This is a genomic window from Phycisphaerae bacterium (assembly GCA_041652575.1).
Lineage (GTDB): Bacteria > Planctomycetota > Phycisphaerae > Sedimentisphaerales > UBA12454 > UBA12454.
Genome location: JBAZHC010000021.1, coordinates 14875 through 32969 on the forward strand (window position 1 = coordinate 14875; position 18095 = coordinate 32969).

Annotated in this window: 22 protein-coding genes; 7 read left to right on the forward strand and 15 right to left on the reverse strand. The window is 44.4% G+C overall.

The features are described from left to right. Positions 1–92: 92 nt before the first annotated feature. From bcp to WC496_12220, 4 genes are all read left to right on the forward strand, one after another. The gene (bcp, locus tag WC496_12205) at positions 93–533 is read left to right on the forward strand and encodes a thioredoxin-dependent thiol peroxidase (GenBank protein ID MFA5293776.1); all 441 of its coding nucleotides are present in this window, start codon (positions 93–95) and stop codon (positions 531–533) included. A gap of 265 nt (positions 534–798) precedes the next feature. Beyond that, complete coding sequence (locus WC496_12210; GenBank protein ID MFA5293777.1) at positions 799–3375, forward strand: SMP-30/gluconolactonase/LRE family protein; 2577 nt, start codon at positions 799–801, stop codon at positions 3373–3375. A gap of 105 nt (positions 3376–3480) precedes the next feature. Continuing rightward, positions 3481–4470 (forward strand): hypothetical protein, encoded by a 990-nt coding sequence (locus WC496_12215; GenBank protein MFA5293778.1) that lies wholly within the window; start codon positions 3481–3483, stop codon positions 4468–4470. An 11-nt stretch (positions 4471–4481) separates the two neighbouring features. Continuing rightward, positions 4482–5720 (forward strand): dicarboxylate/amino acid:cation symporter, encoded by a 1239-nt coding sequence (locus WC496_12220; protein ID MFA5293779.1) that lies wholly within the window; start codon positions 4482–4484, stop codon positions 5718–5720. A 34-nt stretch (positions 5721–5754) separates the two neighbouring features. Here the strand turns inward: WC496_12220 and WC496_12225 are convergent, their stop codons facing one another. From WC496_12225 to WC496_12295, 15 genes are all read right to left on the reverse strand, one after another. Then, the gene (locus tag WC496_12225) at positions 5755–6114 is read right to left on the reverse strand and encodes a DUF134 domain-containing protein (GenBank protein MFA5293780.1); all 360 of its coding nucleotides are present in this window, start codon (positions 6112–6114) and stop codon (positions 5755–5757) included. 12 nt (positions 6115–6126) lie between these two features. Next, a complete protein-coding gene (locus WC496_12230) occupies positions 6127–6465 on the reverse strand; it encodes a NifB/NifX family molybdenum-iron cluster-binding protein (protein ID MFA5293781.1) in 339 nt (112 codons plus the stop codon). A gap of 38 nt (positions 6466–6503) precedes the next feature. Beyond that, positions 6504–7322 carry an Mrp/NBP35 family ATP-binding protein gene (locus tag WC496_12235; GenBank protein MFA5293782.1) on the reverse strand — a complete coding sequence of 273 codons (819 nt, stop codon included), beginning with the start codon at positions 7320–7322 and terminating at the stop codon, positions 6504–6506. Positions 7323–7353: 31 nt separating this feature from the next. Further along, entirely contained in the window at positions 7354–8352 is a 999-nt protein-coding gene (locus WC496_12240) for a 4Fe-4S binding protein (GenBank protein MFA5293783.1), read from the reverse strand. Beyond that, complete coding sequence (locus WC496_12245; protein MFA5293784.1) at positions 8324–9199, reverse strand: ATP-binding protein; 876 nt, start codon at positions 9197–9199, stop codon at positions 8324–8326. The genes WC496_12240 and WC496_12245 overlap by 29 nt, the downstream gene beginning before the upstream one ends. Before the next feature lie 43 nt (positions 9200–9242). Further along, a complete protein-coding gene (locus tag WC496_12250) occupies positions 9243–10268 on the reverse strand; it encodes a putative manganese transporter (protein ID MFA5293785.1) in 1026 nt (341 codons plus the stop codon). Positions 10269–10282: 14 nt separating this feature from the next. Beyond that, positions 10283–10771: a peptide deformylase gene (gene def, locus WC496_12255; protein MFA5293786.1), complete on the reverse strand. Its 489-nt coding sequence runs from the start codon at positions 10769–10771 to the stop codon at positions 10283–10285. Beyond that, complete coding sequence (locus WC496_12260) at positions 10768–11004, reverse strand: hypothetical protein (protein MFA5293787.1); 237 nt, start codon at positions 11002–11004, stop codon at positions 10768–10770. Before WC496_12260 ends, def begins: the two co-directional genes overlap by 4 nt. A 148-nt stretch (positions 11005–11152) precedes the next feature. Next, positions 11153–11461: a ferritin family protein gene (locus WC496_12265; protein MFA5293788.1), complete on the reverse strand. Its 309-nt coding sequence runs from the start codon at positions 11459–11461 to the stop codon at positions 11153–11155. Positions 11462–11489: 28 nt separating this feature from the next. Then, positions 11490–13187, reverse strand: a complete 1698-nt coding sequence (locus WC496_12270; GenBank protein ID MFA5293789.1) for a CoA-disulfide reductase — start codon at positions 13185–13187, stop codon at positions 11490–11492. 15 nt (positions 13188–13202) lie between these two features. Then, positions 13203–13763: an arginine decarboxylase, pyruvoyl-dependent gene (locus WC496_12275; protein MFA5293790.1), complete on the reverse strand. Its 561-nt coding sequence runs from the start codon at positions 13761–13763 to the stop codon at positions 13203–13205. A gap of 96 nt (positions 13764–13859) precedes the next feature. Continuing rightward, positions 13860–14234, reverse strand: a complete 375-nt coding sequence (locus WC496_12280) for a pyridoxamine 5'-phosphate oxidase family protein (protein MFA5293791.1) — start codon at positions 14232–14234, stop codon at positions 13860–13862. A gap of 38 nt (positions 14235–14272) precedes the next feature. Then, positions 14273–15133: an ARMT1-like domain-containing protein gene (locus WC496_12285; protein MFA5293792.1), complete on the reverse strand. Its 861-nt coding sequence runs from the start codon at positions 15131–15133 to the stop codon at positions 14273–14275. 79 nt (positions 15134–15212) lie between these two features. Further along, positions 15213–15533 carry a NifB/NifX family molybdenum-iron cluster-binding protein gene (locus tag WC496_12290; protein ID MFA5293793.1) on the reverse strand — a complete coding sequence of 107 codons (321 nt, stop codon included), beginning with the start codon at positions 15531–15533 and terminating at the stop codon, positions 15213–15215. A gap of 17 nt (positions 15534–15550) precedes the next feature. After that, entirely contained in the window at positions 15551–15847 is a 297-nt protein-coding gene (locus tag WC496_12295) for a DUF5320 domain-containing protein (protein MFA5293794.1), read from the reverse strand. A gap of 209 nt (positions 15848–16056) precedes the next feature. Here WC496_12295 and WC496_12300 point away from each other — a divergent pair, with 209 nt between their 5' ends. From WC496_12300 to WC496_12310, 3 genes are all read left to right on the forward strand, one after another. Next, on the forward strand, positions 16057–16695 hold the full coding sequence (locus WC496_12300) for a hypothetical protein (protein ID MFA5293795.1): 639 nt from the start codon (positions 16057–16059) through the stop codon (positions 16693–16695). A gap of 196 nt (positions 16696–16891) precedes the next feature. After that, positions 16892–17362 (forward strand): hypothetical protein, encoded by a 471-nt coding sequence (locus WC496_12305; GenBank protein ID MFA5293796.1) that lies wholly within the window; start codon positions 16892–16894, stop codon positions 17360–17362. 33 nt (positions 17363–17395) lie between these two features. Beyond that, complete coding sequence (locus tag WC496_12310; protein ID MFA5293797.1) at positions 17396–18091, forward strand: SagB/ThcOx family dehydrogenase; 696 nt, start codon at positions 17396–17398, stop codon at positions 18089–18091. Positions 18092–18095 lie beyond the last annotated feature (4 nt).

Genomic DNA, 18095 nt, shown 5'->3' on the forward strand with positions numbered 1-18095 from the left:
CACTCGATTCCAATGGAGGCATGATAATGGCATCGGCCGCCTCGGCACAGAGTCGCTATGTTGCAGATTTGCTCAAGGTGATAAACAGGTTAATATTAAAAGCAGGAGATACGGCGCCGGCGTTCGAGTTGTTGGGGCAGGATTCTAAAACAGTTAAACTATCCGATTTTGCTGGCAAGAAAGTGCTGGTTTATTTTTATCCCAAAGCGGAGACGCCCGGATGCACCGTGCAGGCGTGCAGTGTGCGTGATTCGGCTGAGCCGTTAAAGAAGGCCGGCATCATTGCGCTGGGGATTAGTCCCGATACGCCTGACGCTCAGAAAAAATTCGACGAACATCACAATTTGGGCTTTCGACTTTTAAGCGACGCGGACCATAAAACGGCCCAGGCGTACGGAGTCTGGGGAAAGTCAATCTTCGGCATAACCCGTTCATCGTTCCTGATAGACGAGCAGGGCAAAATCATCGGAGCCTGGTACGGTGTCAGTCCCACTGATACGGTGCCAAAAGCGATGGAGGCACTGGGAAAATAGCAACTATATATCAGGTTCCGAACAGAAAACAGGCTTGACATTGTCCGGAAATACTGGTATATTATATTGTTGCGTTTTTTTTTCAGTACGGAGAGCCTTCATTTAATTTTTGGAGGCAAGAAGAATGCTGTTTTCACACAAAAAGCACATTGTGTCGGTCCGTCCCCAAACAGGCAAACCCATTAATTCCAAAAGCAAGTTCGGCTGGCTAAAATGGTTGTATCCAATCACCGGATTATTAGCTTTAATATGGTTTCTAATACGAGTGATACCAAAACCTTCGCGGGCTTCGTATCCGTGTCAGCGTGCGGCGTTTCCGCTGGCGTCGAGTTTTATAATCTGGCTGCTGGGTCTGGCAGGTTCAGCCGCTGCGTATCATAAGGCGAAACGTTTACTTGCGAAGGGGTGCTATATCGCGGCGGCAATTTGTGCCGCTGTCAGCGTCGCTTTTATATGGACGGCGATGAGCAGCACCAAACAGGAGCCGGTTTACGCTCACGAGCCAATCGTTTCTAATGTACCGATGGGCGTTGCCCAGGGCATTCATCCCGGCCGAGTCGCGTGGATTCACGACGGCAATGCCGCAAACTGGCCCTGGGGAGATAACAATACCAGCCAGCCATATTGGCACGACAACAGCAGCACGGACCCGCAGGTTGTCAGTGCGATGCTATCGAAGGCGCTTCGGGCATTAACAGGCGAAAGTACCGACCAGGATGCGTGGGACGCAATATTCAGATACTTTAACCAGCAAAAGGGCAGGGGCGATGTCGGTTATACGCCGGGCGAAAAAATTGGGATAAAAATTAATTTCGTATTGATGAACGATGTCGTTGACAGCGGGGTGAAAACCAGCAGCCTTTACGACCAGATAGATAACGCGCCCCAGCTTGCGACGGCCCTTCTGAAACAGCTTACCGATATCGCAGGCGTTGCTCCCGGCGATATAAGCATAGGCGACCCTACACAGTGTATGCCTGACTACTGGTATAATATGGTTCATTCGAGCTGCCCCGGCGTTGTCTATTTGGAAAAAAGAACTGCTACACAGGCCGGCAGAACACAGGTAGTACCCGATTACAGCGCGCCATTATACTGGAGCGACCCTGTCGCTTCGCATTTTTCAGGCGTTACAAATCAGGATTATATTCCGACGCATTTTTCGCAGGCGACTTATTTCATAAACTTTCCGATTCTAAAAAGCCACAACAGTTCCGGCATCACGGTCGGCGGTAAAAATCATTTCGGCTCCATGATGAGAAAACCGCCTGACAGCGGGTATTACAATATGCACTGGTCGAGACTCGGAGCGACCGAATCGCCGGGAATGGAACATTACAGGGCGGTTGTCGACCTGCTGGGGCATCCGAAACTCGGCGGCAAAACAATGCTGACCTTAGTGGACGGCCTTTATTCGGGCCGAAGCTGGGACTCTCATCCGATTCGATGGGATATGGCGCCGTTCAACGGCGACTGGCCAAGCAGTATCTTTTTATCACAGGACAAGGTCGCAATCGATTCGGTGTGCTTCGACTTTATGGACAATGAATGGAACGCAGCGCCGACCAATATAGATGGATATCCGCAAATGTCCGGGGCGGACGATTATCTGCACGAGGCGGCACTTATTCCCGACCCGTGTTCCGGAACGAATTATGACCCGAACCATAATGGCGGGCTCACTGAAAGTTTAGGCGTTCACGAACACTGGAACAACGCAGCCGATAAACAATACAGCAGAAACATCGGTACAGGAAATGGAATCGAACTTGTAACAGCGGCGCCGGGCTGGCCGGACATCGACGGCAGCGGGCAGATAGATTTTAAAGATTTCGCAATTCTTGCCGATGCATGGCGCAGCACGACAGGCGGAACAGGGTGGGACAGCGATTGCGATATATCGATACCAAGCGACGGCGTAATCGACGAAAAGGACCTGTATGTCCTGTGCGAAAACTGGCTCGACGATTTCAGTTCGGAACTTGTTATGCCGGGAGCGATTCTGCAGGAAGTTTACTCCGCAACAGGCATAAACTTCGAGGGGCCGACATGGGACCCTGCCAGCGATAAACTATTTTTCACACGCAGAACGGGAACGTATCAAATTCTTCGTCTCAATTCTCCCGGTGATGTAACGGTTTGGCTGACTCCATCGCCGGCGACAAACGGAACAATTATGTCGCTGGACGGCCGACTGCTTGCCTGCGATGAAAATCCGAAACAAATATCGAGCCGACAGATTATGCCGAGCGGGCCGGGCGATACGCAGATACTTGCAGACACATCGGACGGTTTTACCAAACCGCCAAACGATTTGTGCCAGTTGGCCAATGGAAATATTTATTTTACCACGCCTATCTGGGATGGAAGCGCTGCGTCCACTCAGGGCGTTTGGCTGCTTAAACCTGACGGGACCGTAACACGTGTAAACAACACGTTGAATCAGCCGAACGGCATTATTACATCTCTGGATGAAACCAAACTCTATGTCTCGGCAGGCAGCACGACTGCCAGTTATCAGCAATGGTGGGTTTTCGATATCAATCCCGACGGAACTCTCGGCAGCGGTTCTGTATTTTTCGACCCGACAAACCCGCCTGATACGAGTAACGTTCCTGATGGTATGACCATTGATGTGCATGGCAATTTGTATTTTACCGGCCTTGGCGGCGTGTGGATTGTTTCGCCTGCGGGCCAGCAGCTAAAGTTTATCTCGCTGCCTAACGCACCATTCAATATAGCCTTCGGCGGAACCAAAGGCAGAACGCTGTATATGACCTGTAAGAACAAAGTTTACAGTTTGGCTATGTGCGTCCGCGGAGGCGAGCAGGACAACTGGTAAAATATAAAAAACGACCTCAGGAAATAAACATTTAATTTCTTCGAGAGTTTTGATATTATAGCCGGAGAATAAAAACAACGACGATTTCCGTCAGGAGTGTTTTTTATGATTTCGGCTGAGATGAAAGTTTTTAAAACAGGTCTTTGTCTGCTTTTAATTATCTCCTGCCTATCCTGTTGCTGCTTTGCGAAACAGACTATCGGCAATGGGGCAGGAAATTTTGTTTTCGATTATAACCTGGCAGGTCAGGTTAAAAAAATTCCGGTATATTACCACTGTCCCAGCGAACTGACGCCGCTGTCCCAAGTTGTTTTTGTTATGCATGGGGCCGGCCGAAGCGGCAGGGGATATCGCGATGAATGGCAAAGATACGCCAATATGTACAACTTTATTGTTTTGTGCCCGGAATTTTCCGAGGCTGAATTCGGCGGCTGGGGGAGATATAACGCAGGCAATGTCTACGATTACGACCATAAGAGATATACAAAAAAAGCAGAATGGACATTTAATGTTATCGAAGGCTTATTCGATTTCGTTAAACAGGAAAAAGAATTAAAGGCGGAAGCTTACTGCATATTCGGACATTCGGCAGGTGCGCAGTTCGTACAAAGAATGGTACTGTTTATGCCGGAGGCGAGATTCTCGCTGGCAATCGCCAACGGAGCTGGCGATTATACGGAACCTGTTTTCGATAAAGTATTCAGCGACGGGCTTAGAGGCACCTGTGTTACGGAAGAGTCCCTTAGGAAATCATTCGATAAAGAAATGATACTGCTTATGGGCGTCAAAGACCTGATGTCCAAAACGATGCCGAAAGAAGGTCAGTTTCATCAATACGACAGGGTATGGAAAGCGAGGATTTTTTATCAAACGGTCAAAAACGAATTTCTAAAACGCCAACTGCCATTGAAGTGGCATCTTAGAATGGTTCCGAACGCCGACCATAACAACCCGATATACGCGGAAATAGGCAGCAGAATGGCCGCGAGGTCAAAAATATTCTTTAAGAATCCGAGAGCCAAAGACCCGAACAGTACGGCCGATGCCAATGATTCCGGGCAGGATGATGGTAATACACCTCCTGAGGCGAAATAAGTGATTGAAGCATGGACGCAAAGAAATTTATAAAGAGATGGCGATTTACATTGATACTGCTGGCGGCAGTGGCGGGAGGCGCCGGGCTGGGCTATTTTCTCGGGCCGAAAGCCGAGATATTAAAACCATTTGGAGATGTGTTTTTAAATCTGCTTTTCACGGCTGTTGTGCCGTTAATATTCTTTTCGCTTTCTTCGGCAATCGCTGCTAACACTAATCTCAAACGCCTCGGCCGAATAGCAGGTTTGATGCTGGCGGTGTTTATAATCACCGGCATAATCTCATCGTGCCTGATGGTTTTTGCGGTGAAAGTTTTTAATCCGGCAAAGGGGTTGACAGTGCAGTTTACCCAGCCGGCGATGCAGGAAAGCAGCGGCTTTGCGGAAAAAGTAGTCAATACCATTTCTGTAAGCGATTTCTCCGGCCTGCTGAATCGTAGAAACATTCTCGCTCTCATAGTTTTTTCAGTGCTGACCGGCCTTGCATCGCAGGCGGCGGGCGAGAAGGGCAAAAGGTTTCGGGAATTCCTCGTAAGCGGTTCTGAAGTGATGGGACAGCTTATAAAATTGATAATGCTCTATGCTCCGATTGGTCTTGGCGCATATTTTGCATATCTTGTGGGAACATTCGGTTCACAAATCCTTGGTTCATACGCACGGGTGGTCGGGCTGTATTATCCATTGGCAATTTTGTATTTCGTATTCGGATTTTCCATCTATGCTTTTATCGGCGGGGGCGGTAAAGGCGTCAGGGATTTCTGGGCGTATATATGGGGGCCTGCGCTGACGGCGTTCGGAACCGGAAGCAGTCTTGCTGCGCTGCCGGTAAATCTTGAAGCGGCCGAGCGTATTGGTGTGCCGGAAGATGTGCGCGAAATCGTACTGCCGCTGGGTGCGACGATTCATATGGACGGAACGTGTTTGGCAGCAATTGTGAAAATTGCGGTGCTGTTTTCACTTTACGGCCGGGATTTTTCGTCAGTGGAAACTTTGGCCGGTGCCGTCGGGGTCGCGATTCTTTGCGGGGTCGTAATGAGCGGCATACCGGGCGGAGGTTTTCTCGGCGAGACGCTGATTGTGTCGCTCTACGGATTCGGGCCGGAGGCGCTGCCTATAATCTCAATGATCGGCACTGTCGTTGATTCGCCGGCGACGATGATTAACTCGTGCGGCGATACCGCGGCGGCGATGATGGTAAACCGCCTGCTGACAGGCAAAAAGGCCGGTGGGCTTAATAAAACCCCAACATAAAAGTCGGCAATTCAGAAACGCGGATTTGTATTAATTAAGGATTCCGCGGTCGGGGAACTGCTCCTTTATTTTGCCACCGGCAGGATGTTCCATTTTGTCTTTGAAGTATATCGATATGGCCTCCTTCGATTTTGATGGCTTTACCGTTCACCAGAGCATCTGCTATTTTTTTGTTTGCCGAGTCGATTATCCTGCCGAAAGTTTGTCTTGAAACTGACATTTTCGCGGCGGCGTCAGCTTGGTAAAGCCCTTCGAGATAAGCCAGCCTTATTGCTTCGAGCTCATCCACGGTTAAAACAGTCTGCTCAAGGCAGGACATTGGCACGCCTCTGGGCTTGAAATAAACTACCGAAGGCATTTGCGCAACAATTCTTTGATTTATCGGTCTTGGCATATTTGTCCTTTATTAATGGTCGCAGGCGTTTTTACCGGATTCGAGCTTGTCATTCAGGAATAGATCGATAACGGTATCGGCGTCCTGCGGTTCTATTCCTGCTATTACGTTTACACCACTCTGATTAAAAAGTTCAACTGCTCTTTGTCCGATTCCACAGGTAATCAGGCAATTTACACCAAGTTCTTTGAGCCATTTAGGCAGAACGCCGGGTTCGTGCGGAGGCGGAACAACCAATTGTTTGCCGAGAACTGTTTTTGCATCCTTGTCAACATTAGCGATTAGAAAATTTTCACTGTGTCCGAAATGCTGCGATACTTTGTTTGCGATAAGAGGCATTGCTATTTTCATTTTAATAACTTCCTTTCTTAAAAGAGTTTTTTATCAGATTATTTCCTGTCAATTTCTAATATGGTTTTGATTGCTTCACTAAAAGATGCGGTTGCCTGACTCTGGCTGTATTGCCGGATGTATGGTTCTCCGGAGTCACAGGCATTTACTATTTGCGGGTCGATTGGTATCCTGCCCAAAAAAGGAACTTTCATTTCAGCTGCCATTGTCTCGCCGCCGCCTGATTTGAAGATGTCTGTTTTCTCTCCGCATTTTGGGCATACAAAACCACTCATATTTTCAATGACACCGATAACAGGCAAATTCAAAGTTCTGCAAAAGGAGATTCCCTTTCTCACATCTGATAAAGCAACCTGCTGCGGCGTGGTAACAATCACAGCGCCATCGGGTTTTTCAAGAAGCTGTATTACGGATAACGGCTCATCCCCGGTGCCGGGCGGAGAATCGATAATCAGATAATCCAATTGCCCCCATTCAACATCCTTAAGAAACTGCTTTATTATCTGGTATTTCATAGGCCCGCGCCAGATGACAGGATCATCTTTATTCGCAAGCATAAATCCGATAGACATAACACAAAGATTCTCTGAAAGCGGCACTGGCATCAGTGAATTGCCGATTACCGCCAATCTTTTATCTTCAAGTTTAAGAATTTTCGGTATGCTCGGTCCATGAATATCTATATCCAGTAATCCGACACTTTTGCCGGCAAGAGATAAAGAAACGGCAAGATTTGCCGCAACGGTACTTTTACCAACGCCGCCTTTGCCTGACAAAACAAGTATTTTATGTTTAATCCGGCTCATTCGATTATTAATTTGTTCCTGTTCCGGTTCCATCTGATTTTTCTGTGTCATAGTTATAATTCCAAAATGTTGATAAATATCTTTAGCCGAGTTTGCAAATAATTTCTCGCCACATTGTTTTTATTTTTTCCGCTATATCGCCGCCGGTGTATTCTATTAGCGTAGTTTTCATTATCTGCGCTTTTGTAAAAGCTTCATCATAAGGTATTTTGCCGATAACTTTCAACCCTTTTTCATTTGCATCTTTTTCTATTCTTTCTGTCATCTCTGGATTGATGTCTGCTTTGTTAATACAAACCAGAGTTTTAATTCCAAAGTTTGCTGTAAGCTGTGCGACTCGCTCCAAATCGTGTTTGCCGGACAATGTCGGCTCAGTTACAACAAGAACCAAATCCGCTCCCGTAATTGATGCGATAACCGGACATCCGATACCGGGAGAGCCGTCGCTAATTAATAAATCTTTATTTTGTTCCTGAGCTATTTTTTTTGCTTCCCTGCGAATCAAAGTTACGAGTTTGCCGCTGTTTTCTTCGGCAATTCCCAATTTTGCGTGTACCATCGGGCCGAAACGTGTATCAGAAATAAACCATTGGCCGTTAATTACTTCCTTAAAATCAATGGCTTTTACCGGGCAGAACTCAACGCAGACCTTACAACCTTGGCAAGCGAGCGGGTCTATGCGGAAGATTGTCGGTCCGGCCAGTCCCATCGATTGCTGCATTTCCCTGATAAGGGCATGGTTTCGGATCGAGCATGAACGCCTGCAATGGTCGCAGTTTTCACAATCTTTCAGCCCGGATGAGGCCGATTCATCGGTGCTATCATCCTGCAGTACCGCTCCAAACCGACAATGAGCCAGACACGCACCACAGCCAATACATTCATTCGTACGAATAGACGCTTTTTTGCCGCCGGAAAAATCAAATTTTTGTTTTATCTTTGGTTCTAAAACAAGATGCAGGTCAGCAGCATCGACATCACAATCCGCAATCACGGCATTTTGAGCCAATGATGCAAACGCGGCAGTTATGCTTGTTTTGCCTGTGCCGCCTTTACCGCTTATTACGACTAATTCCTTCATAACTTCCTTCGAGCTTTATTATGTCTTCGTATAATTTCAAAAACTTTTGTTTATAATCAGGAATTGCTTCTACGAGCATCACGCCTCGTGAATAGCTTTCGGCAATTTTTCTGTCATTTGGTATTTGGAGAAGCACATCAATATTTTCCTGCCGGCAGTATTTAACTACTGCATCATCTCCGATATCACTTCTGTTTATTGTAACTGCAAATGGTATTTTTAACTGGCGCAGCATATCAAGGGCCAGTATCAAATCATTCAGGCCGAAAGGAGTCGGTTCGGTAACAAGCAAAACAAAATCACTGTCCTTTACCGCTGCTATGACAGGGCAGGATGTTCCCGGCGGAACATCTATGATGTTAATCACATCTTTTTGTATTCTTTTTTTAATATGTCTAATCAATGCAGGTGTCTGAATAGCGCCTATATCGAGTCTTCCGTGGCCGAAATATACACCATTTGACTTGCCGAATTCAGCTATTCCTATTTTACGCTGCTTTTCAGTAATAGCTCCTGCCGGGCAGATTGCCATGCACCCGCCGCACGAATGGCACAGGTTTTCAAAAACAAGAACAGAGCCTTTTAAGCTAAGGATTGCGCTGTATTGACAAAGCTGACCGCATTTTCCGCAGCCTATGCATTTGCTTAAATCAACTTCAGGCACTCCTACGGTAACATCCTCTGCAATCTCGATAACCGGTTTTAAGAAAATATGTCCGTTGGGTTCTTCCACATCACAGTCAATATATTGAACCTGTTGGCCGGCACTTGATAGTGACATTGCCAGATTGGTTGATATTGTTGTCTTGCCGGTACCGCCTTTTCCGCTTGCGACTGAAATAATCATAGGTTTTAAATAAGCCCCTTTCCGGCTATAAGAACATCATTTCTTAAAATCCTAAAATCATCATTGCGGCACCAACTATCAGGCCTGCAATAAATGCAATACTTTTTACAATCAGGAAATCCTTCCGTGAATGTGCCAGCATCGGGAGCAGGCCATGCCCATCCTGTACAATGGAACTGCTGACAAGCACGCTCAGAGGCACTGTGCCTTGAACATAAAGCGTTACAAATAAAAGATGCGGCCCTGATTCAGGGATAATCCCAACAAGGCACGCTATAACCAGCACAATCCACTTGCCTTTCTGTATCATCGGGCCAAGGTCTAACCGCTCAGTGAGAAAATACATAATTATAAGCGCTCCCAGAGTCCACATGAATATCTTTGGCACATGACGCAGAGCTATATGACGCCATAAGTGATCTTCCAAAAAATGGTCATTTGTAGTAGCCGTTATGACCAGCGAGGCCGCAATTGTCATTATCAATGTATAGCGAAGCCATGCAGGCATATCTCCGCCTAAAATTCCGCTTAGTATTAAGATTATGATAATAACCAGTATCGATACTAATAAGAAACGAGCCATTGAGCAGTTTCGCCATTGTTGTTTAAACTGATTAAATGAAAATTTGCTGCATTGCTGGTCGGGATGAATGTCGATACCTTTTAAGCAATTCATGGATTTATTCTTCGGCTTATAAAAGAAATCTACGATTACACCAGTCAAGATGCCGCAGATACTCATGCCAATCCCCATGAACAATGCTGTTTTGGGAGCCAAAGCCAAAAGCACAAATTGCTCATCGCCAAAAGTTGCAATAGCCGCCGCAATCATTGCCCCCAGGCTTACCATGCCGTGCGAATACATTGTAAATACAACAAAAGTTCCCAGGCATCCCGGCGATGCTCCCAGCAATGTTGCAACGAGATACTGCTTCCACCGGCTGCCAAGCAGTATTTTTTGCCACAGACTGCCGGCTACTGCGTTAAGATATTCAATCAGCAGCATCATTACAAAAACAAAAGTTGTTATGATGCAGGTAGTCTGAATTATTTCTAACAATTTAGTCATAACGTTCTTAAAGCTTAACTTTCGTAATCACAAATTAAAACACCATTGAGATGATCTGTCTCATGCTGAAAAGCTCTTGCCAATAATCCGACAGCAACAATGCTTTGGATTTTTCCAGTTACATCCTGCCCCTGTATTTGAGCAATCTTATGCCGTTTAACTTTAACCGTTTTTCCCGGCAAACTCAGACAGCCTTCCTCCATAACATCACAATCAGAAGCAAGACTTATTTTTGGGTTAACCATACAATAACTCTGGTTATCCAGTTCAATCACAATTATTCGTCGTGAAAGCCCGATTTGTGGTGCGGCCAGACCGATGCCGTTATTCTGTCGCATAAAGTCTAACATCATACCGGCAAGAAGTTGTATATCATTGTCAAATACCTCTACGGGGCATGCCACTTGACGCAGCACCCGGCTGTCCGGATATATTTCCAACCGCAAAGGTTTTTTGATTATTTTGCCTATGTCATTTTTGCCGTCGTCAATTACTGCTTTCATATCAAAGACAACTCCTTATCTGTATTGATGTTATCCCAATCAAATTTATCTATTTTAATCCAGCCGCTTTGCGGCAAAGAATCGAAACAAACCGGCCTGGGATTGCACCATCTTTTTCCGGGAGAAAACTGCCATTTGGTATAACGATTTATCGGCGAAGCAGTTTTATCTATTCGGTAACCATTAGGATGAAAACCGACATCAATTTCATCAGGTCGAAATGTAATATCCATAATCACCTCCAGGCATATTTGTATAAGTTATCTGCTGACTCTTTTATAAATTCTTCTTTACGTAACTTGTTGGGAAATACTTGTCGAATGAACTCCATAAACAGAAACCTGTTTTTAAATAAACTGTGTACCAGCAAAGGTCGGGCAGTTATCTTTTTTTCAGCTTGTCTATCATTTCCTGAACTTCTTCGGTGCCTTTGTCATATAGTTTTTGCTCGTCAGGAGCCAGTTCGTGCAGAAGCCGTAAAAATTCGCCGGCGTGAACGCGCTCTTCGTTCGCTATATCTACGAGCACATCTTTAGCCAACTTGTTGTCCGTGGATTCTGCCAACTGCATATACAACTGGATTGCCTCGTACTCGGCAGAAACCATAAAACGAATCGCCCGAATTAATTCGGCATCTGTCAGCTTACGGTCTTTTGCCATTCCGCTAAAAGGATTTCCAAATTCCGGCATAGTTTACTTTCCTTTCATATTTTTTTCTTTAGAGCCCTGTACAAAATTCATCTCTCAACTGCCGGGCAGTTTTGCCTTCAAGAAGTTTTTCACTGATTCTTGCCACATAAGTTGAGTAACCGCCTGATATGCTTTTGGCATCAAGACCTTTTTGCCTTAAAAGTCTTGACGCGATATAACTTCGAATGCCTACGGAGCAATATAAGTTAATAGTTTTATCTTTTGGTAATTCATTCAATCTGTTTCGCATTTGGTCGACCGGTATATGTATTGCCCCTGGTACGTTACCGCCCGAAAATTCCGAATCTGAGCGGACGTCAACTATGAATGAAGATTTTTCTAATTTTTCAAAATGCTCTATATCTGCAGTGCCCTCCAATATATTGGCGGCTGCGAAGCCGGCCATATTTACAGGGTCTTTTCCACTGCCGTATGGCGGGGCATAAGCGAGTTCAAGTTCCTGCAGGTCAAAAACGGTCTTACCGAAATAAATGGCAGTAGCAAATACATCTATTCTTCTGTCCACACCGTCCTGACCGACAATCTGAACCCCAAGAATCCTTCCTTCCGGTTTACTGAAAAGTACCTTTATATGCATCTGCTTGGCTCCCGGATAATAACCGACATGATTGGCAGGATGTATGTAAACTTTTTCATAATCCATATCAGTTTTTTTCAAATCCTTTTCAGTTGCACCTGTCATTGCTACTGTAAGTTCAAATACTTTAAGTATCGCTGTTCCCTGAGTGCCTTTATATTTAACATCTCTGCCGCATATATTATCCGCTACAATTCTGCCCTGTCTGTTTGCCGGTCCGGCCAGGGGAATCAAAACCGGCTTTTTCAACACAAAGTGCTGAACCTCAATTGCGTCACCAATGGCAAAAATATCAGGGTCGCTCGTCTGCAGATTATTATTTACTTTTATTCCTCCTGTGCTGCCAAGCTCTAAATCCGACTCTTTAGCCAATTTGACTTCCGGCTTTACCCCAATAGCAAGTACTGCCATATCGCAGCGAAGTTCCATACCTGATTTTAGAGCAACGAACAATTTAGAATCACTTTCTCGAAAACCTGTAACTGCGTCACTGAGCCAAAGTGCGATACTCTGCTCGTGCAGGTGCTCATGCAGAAGATTGGCCATCTCTTTATCCAGTGTGGGCATTACCTGGTCGAGCATCTCGACTACTGCTACGAGCATACCGCGTTTATGAAGATTCTCGGCCATCTCAAGGCCGATGTATCCGCCGCCGATAACTACAGCCCGTTTAGGATTATGCTCTGAGATGAAATCACTAATTGCATCTGCATTCGGTATACTTCGCAGTGTGAATATCCTTGGGGAATTGATTCCGGGTATAGGCGGTCTTGTCGGTTCCGCCCCGGGCGAAAGAATTAACTTGTCATATTTTTCAGTATGGGTAATTTCGGAAGATATATCTTTTACATTTACTTCTTTACGTTTGCGGTCAATACCCATCACTTCACTGTTGACTCTTACATCAATGTTGAATCTATCCTTAAATTTCTTTGGCGTCTGAACAAGTAAATCATCGCGGTTTTTTATGACCTGGCCCACGTAATAAGGCAAACCGCAATTGGCAAATGAGATATACTTTCCTCTTTCAAAAAGAACTATCTCGGCATTCTCATCCAACCGGCGCAATCTTGCCGCTGCCGATGCTCCACCTGCTACACCGCCTATGATTACAATTTTTTTACTCATGTATTATTCTCCTTATCAGTCAAACAAAAATACTGCTATGGCAAGTGTGGTTGTCCATTCGTTTTTTTTGCCCATTGCAGTCTGAGTTACATTTGTGGTTTTTATTATCAGCCCGCTTGATTTATAAGCCTGTTCTTTTTCCGACCAGGCCTTGTTGGGGTCAACTTCAAACCCAAGCGTTGTGCCAAGCATCTCGGCAGCTAAATCTTCAGACATATCACCGGCTTGTTTTTCGTTCATGCCGTGACCATGTACTTCACTCAAATAGCCCCAGTTATTGTCATCTTTAGGCAGGGCGACGCCAATCGAAGTGGCTACAATTCTGCCATATTCATTTGTATCCGCTCTTGCCATAACACAGTAACAAATACTTCCCGGCATGAGCATTCTCAATCCTTTTTCCCTGCTGATAATTTTGCATTTGGGGGGAAGAATCGAAGATACCTGTACAAGATTTTGATGTGCTACTCCCGCCTGACGCAGAGCGTTCTCAAAGGATTTTAACTGGTATCTGTGACGGCCGACTCCCTTGGTCAGAAAGACCTTTCTGGGAACAAGGTTGGAATTTTCACTCATTAGCGATTCCTTCGTATTTTATAGGCATTGCTATTTTGACTGTTTGGTACAGTTGTATCGTTTCCGGGCAGATATTCATAGATTATCTGATTTGCTTCAGTGAATAATTTCTGCTCCGTTGTATATTTCTTCTACATGCATTACGACAGCAGCGGCCTTCGGTAGTTTTTCAGGTACCCATTTTTGAACTTCATCAAACATAGTTCCTTCTATGAGTCTTTGGGCTGTGCCTTTAATTTGAAAAGAACCTTTTTCATCATCGAGAACAGCAAAGGCAATTTTCCCATTGTTTAAAATGTTGTCTCGTGTCTTATTAAAATAATTATCTGCAATTAGAATTGTTTGATCATCAACAACCTTTAGATATTTAACATAGACTACGTTAGGGATTCCCTTAGATGTGCTGGTTGCCAAACAAAACAGCTCCTGTTTAGATATCGCTTTTTTAACCGCATCAGGCAATTTGGCCATTTTGCTTTCCTTTCAAAAAGTGATTTTTATTGTTTCTTTTAAATGCTTTTGTTTTTTTGTAAAATCATATGGCCGATTTTACAGCCAATGTCTCTTGCGATAACCGGACATTTGGCTTTAAGTATGAAAAAAATATTTTTATCTATGCCGCTCAGTGTTTCGTAATTGCCTTGTCCTTTGGCTATAATCAAATCAGCCTTTTTAAAACGCTCCTGAAACTCTTTCGAACAATTTTCCAGAATCGTTCCCGGAGCATCGTCGCCATTGTCAATAACATCGACTATGTCTGTTAATCCTGCTGCCTTTGCATCATCGATAGTAGCATCATTGATGACAGGTGAACCTTTTACCACGAGCGTTATCTTATCAGTACCTATTTGCTCTATGAGGAATCTGTCAAATACTATTTCACCGGCGTTATCAGCAAGGTATAAAATATCATTTGCATTATCTACTGCATTTTTGAAAATATTCACATTCGAGAGATCAAAAGGATGTAATATAGCATTATTAATTATATTTTCAACTTCCGACGATTCCAAAGAAGATTTAACCCCAAGGTCTATTATATTTCCCGCAATTGCCAGACGTATTGCCATTTCAAAAGGTTTTGTTGAATGGGCGAGCAAATCATTAAACTTTGGGAAGAAATTCAGAGCAAATTCATTAAAATACTGTTTCTTCTGTTTGTACGGGTCATCTGTTTTAATAATTTGCCTGATTTTTCGATGTATTTTTTGTGCCATTACAGGAGGGCTTGTACTTAAATCCATATTGCCGACCAAATCGAGAACCTGGCGTAAAATTTGCTCGTGCATTTTCTGGTCATCAGTTGCCAGCCTGACAGCGTCAAGTGATTGGCGGACAAAACACGGAATACAATCCAAATATGTTCGCATTTTCACTTCTTAAACCAAATGTTATCCCATTCCTGAATGGTTTGAATATACGCCGCTATTATCGCCAAATGCACATTCTTTACAAAGAGTTTTCTTTGGCTGATTTTATTGCGTCTTCGACAGTACCGCTAATGCCGGTGCGAATCTTTATGTTCGCCGCGGTCAAAATTTGTTCAGCCTTTGGACCGCAATTACCTGTGAGTACGACATCGGGATTTAACTCGGCGACTTTTTGTGCAGCGGCTATTCCCGCCCCGGTTGCAGCATTTACGCTTTCATTTTCTACAGCTTCAAATCCATCTTTATCGGTATCGGTAACTATAAAATATGCCGCTCTTCCGAAACGTTCATCAACTTTGGCCGACAATACAGGCGCAGTGGCAGTAATTAAAATTTTCATTTTATAAAATTACCTTTCTATTTTTCTGTTTGCAGTTGCGCTATTTGAGATTTTACTTCTTTAAGGTCTGCTTCGAGACTTTCAGCATCCTGCTGCAGGGATTGTATTTGCTGCTCTTTTGTTATAACCGCTGCGGGCTGAAACTGGGCAAAATTGCCATAACCTCTTGCCCAAAAGCGATTTCCGCGGCCAAAGCCGCGTCCCATTCCACGGCCTCTGCCGAATCCGCCGCCTGCGAATCCCGCACAACGTCCTAAACCACGACCTGTCATTGGTCCTGCTCCCATTGGTCCTGTTCCATTTCCACCTGGCATTTCTATACTCCTTAAAAAAAACCTTGTTACTTATACATTATGAGCATAAGCCCATAATATGTCAAGGAAAATTTTTTACTAACATAGCCGCACGCCTGCTCAACATAAAAGTTGACAATTCAGAAATACAGACTTACACTGACTTATACATTTAGATACGGACTGACACTGACTTAAACACGGACGGGCACGATAGTAAGGAATATAAAATGACAATAAAAACAACGACTCAAAACTATTTATTCTGTATTCTGATTTCTGTATTCTGTGTTCTGCTTTTTGCCGGATGCGAAGAAAAGAAACAGATAAAGACAGCCAATGAGAAGCCAGGGATTTTAGGTCAAAAAGCTCCTGAAGACAACAACTCGCCGAAGAAGCTGTCGGCTGAAATCAAACAACTCAAGGAACAAATTGAGACCCTGACAGGAATCGATAAGCAGGCGAGAATCGAAGCGCTGTCAACGATATCGGCAATCGAACTTACCAGCCGATGCGGGCTGTACGACAAAAAAAATAAAGACAATAAAAAAGAAACACTGGTTGTTTATCTTAAACCCATCGACGATATGGGCGACTGCGTAAAAGCGGCCGGCGCGGTGGAGATACAACTTTGGAACCTGAACGCAGAACCCAACGAAGCGCTTTTAAGTAAATGGGAAATTGAGCCGAAAGAACTTAAGAAAAACTGGTCAGGCTCACTGCTGACAAGCTATTATAAACTGCAATTCGATGTAAATTCGGTTTTAACCGGCAATAAAAACGAAAAAGAACTTACGCTAAAGGCGCAGTTTACAGACTACCTGACAGGAAAAATTTTAAAAGCGCAAAGAGTGGTAAATAATAAATAAAATTACATAAAGCGGTTGTGCTGCTCGTCAACGGTAAATGTTAACTATGAAACTATATACAATTCCAATTCTTCCGCGATTCAGTGAAAGCAGGGCATTTTTAACTTGATTTTAGGTATGATTTAAAGATATTATAAAAGGCTATAAATCGAGTGAAATAGCCGGTGGATTTCATAAAAAGGAAGAGAAAAAAGTCGTGAGAAAGAAGAGTTTCAGGGTAATTTTTATAATTATGGTTTTGTGTATTGTCGGTATAGCAGATATTTCATCCGCTACGATAATCACAATCGGCATTGAAGCCTTAGCGAATAGCGAAGACGGCTGGTACAAGCTGTCCGAAAGCCGATTTTGCTATAACGACCTGTTTACGCCGGAGACATCTGTATCGTTTATAGGTGCATATTCCAGCTATAGTGTTAAGTGCGGGGCGACATTGGATGTTGACGAGTTAGTTTCTTCCGACGATATCAATAATACAGAACTTGTCCGGTTTTCCATCGCGGCAGAAATCGATAGTATTATTTGGCAGCCTGATAATTATGGCGATGCCGCAATAACAAATACGGCACTGCCGACAACGGTTCCGGCTGCATCTTACGGGGATTATAATGATGCGATTATAGAGAAGGGGAATATTCCCCTGTTTTTTGAAGGCATTTTAAATTAAGGCTGAAAATATCAAAATCAAAGGAGAAACAGGATGAATGCTAAATTGTTTTCAGTTGTCATTTTATCAGCAGTTGTTCTGCTCATTTATCCGGCTCAAATTTGGGCGGCAGATTCGAACATGGTCGCAGCAAAAGATACAAATTCGCCGGCGGAAATTAAGAATATCGAGCTTCCCAAGCCGCAGATGGACGGCGGTAAGCCGTTAATGACGGCTCTAAAGGAAAGAAAAACTTCACGTGCGTTCAGCAGCGAGTGGCTGCCTTTGCAGGTTATTTCGAATATGCTCTGGGCGGCAGACGGAATCAACCGGCCGGACGGAAAACGGACGGCGCCTACCGCAATGAATAAACAGGAAATAGATGTTTACGTTGCTATGGAAGAAGGTCTTTATTTGTATGACGCAAAAGCAAATAAACTAATCTGCATTCTTGCAGAGGATATCCGCGCCGTGACAGGCAAACAGCCTTTTGTAAAAGAGGCACCGATTAATCTTATTTTTGTAGCGGATTACGCAAAGATGGGCGATGGGCCCGCCGAGCAGAAAGATTTCTACGCGGCCATCGATACGGGGTATATCAGCCAGAATGTTTATCTGTATTGCGCATCGGAAGGATTGGCAACTGTTGTGCGGGGATATCTTGACAAGCCTGCCTGCCAGGCGGCTATGAAACTGCGAAGCGACCAGAAAATTATCGTTGCGCAGACTGTCGGCTATCCGAAAAAATAAATTA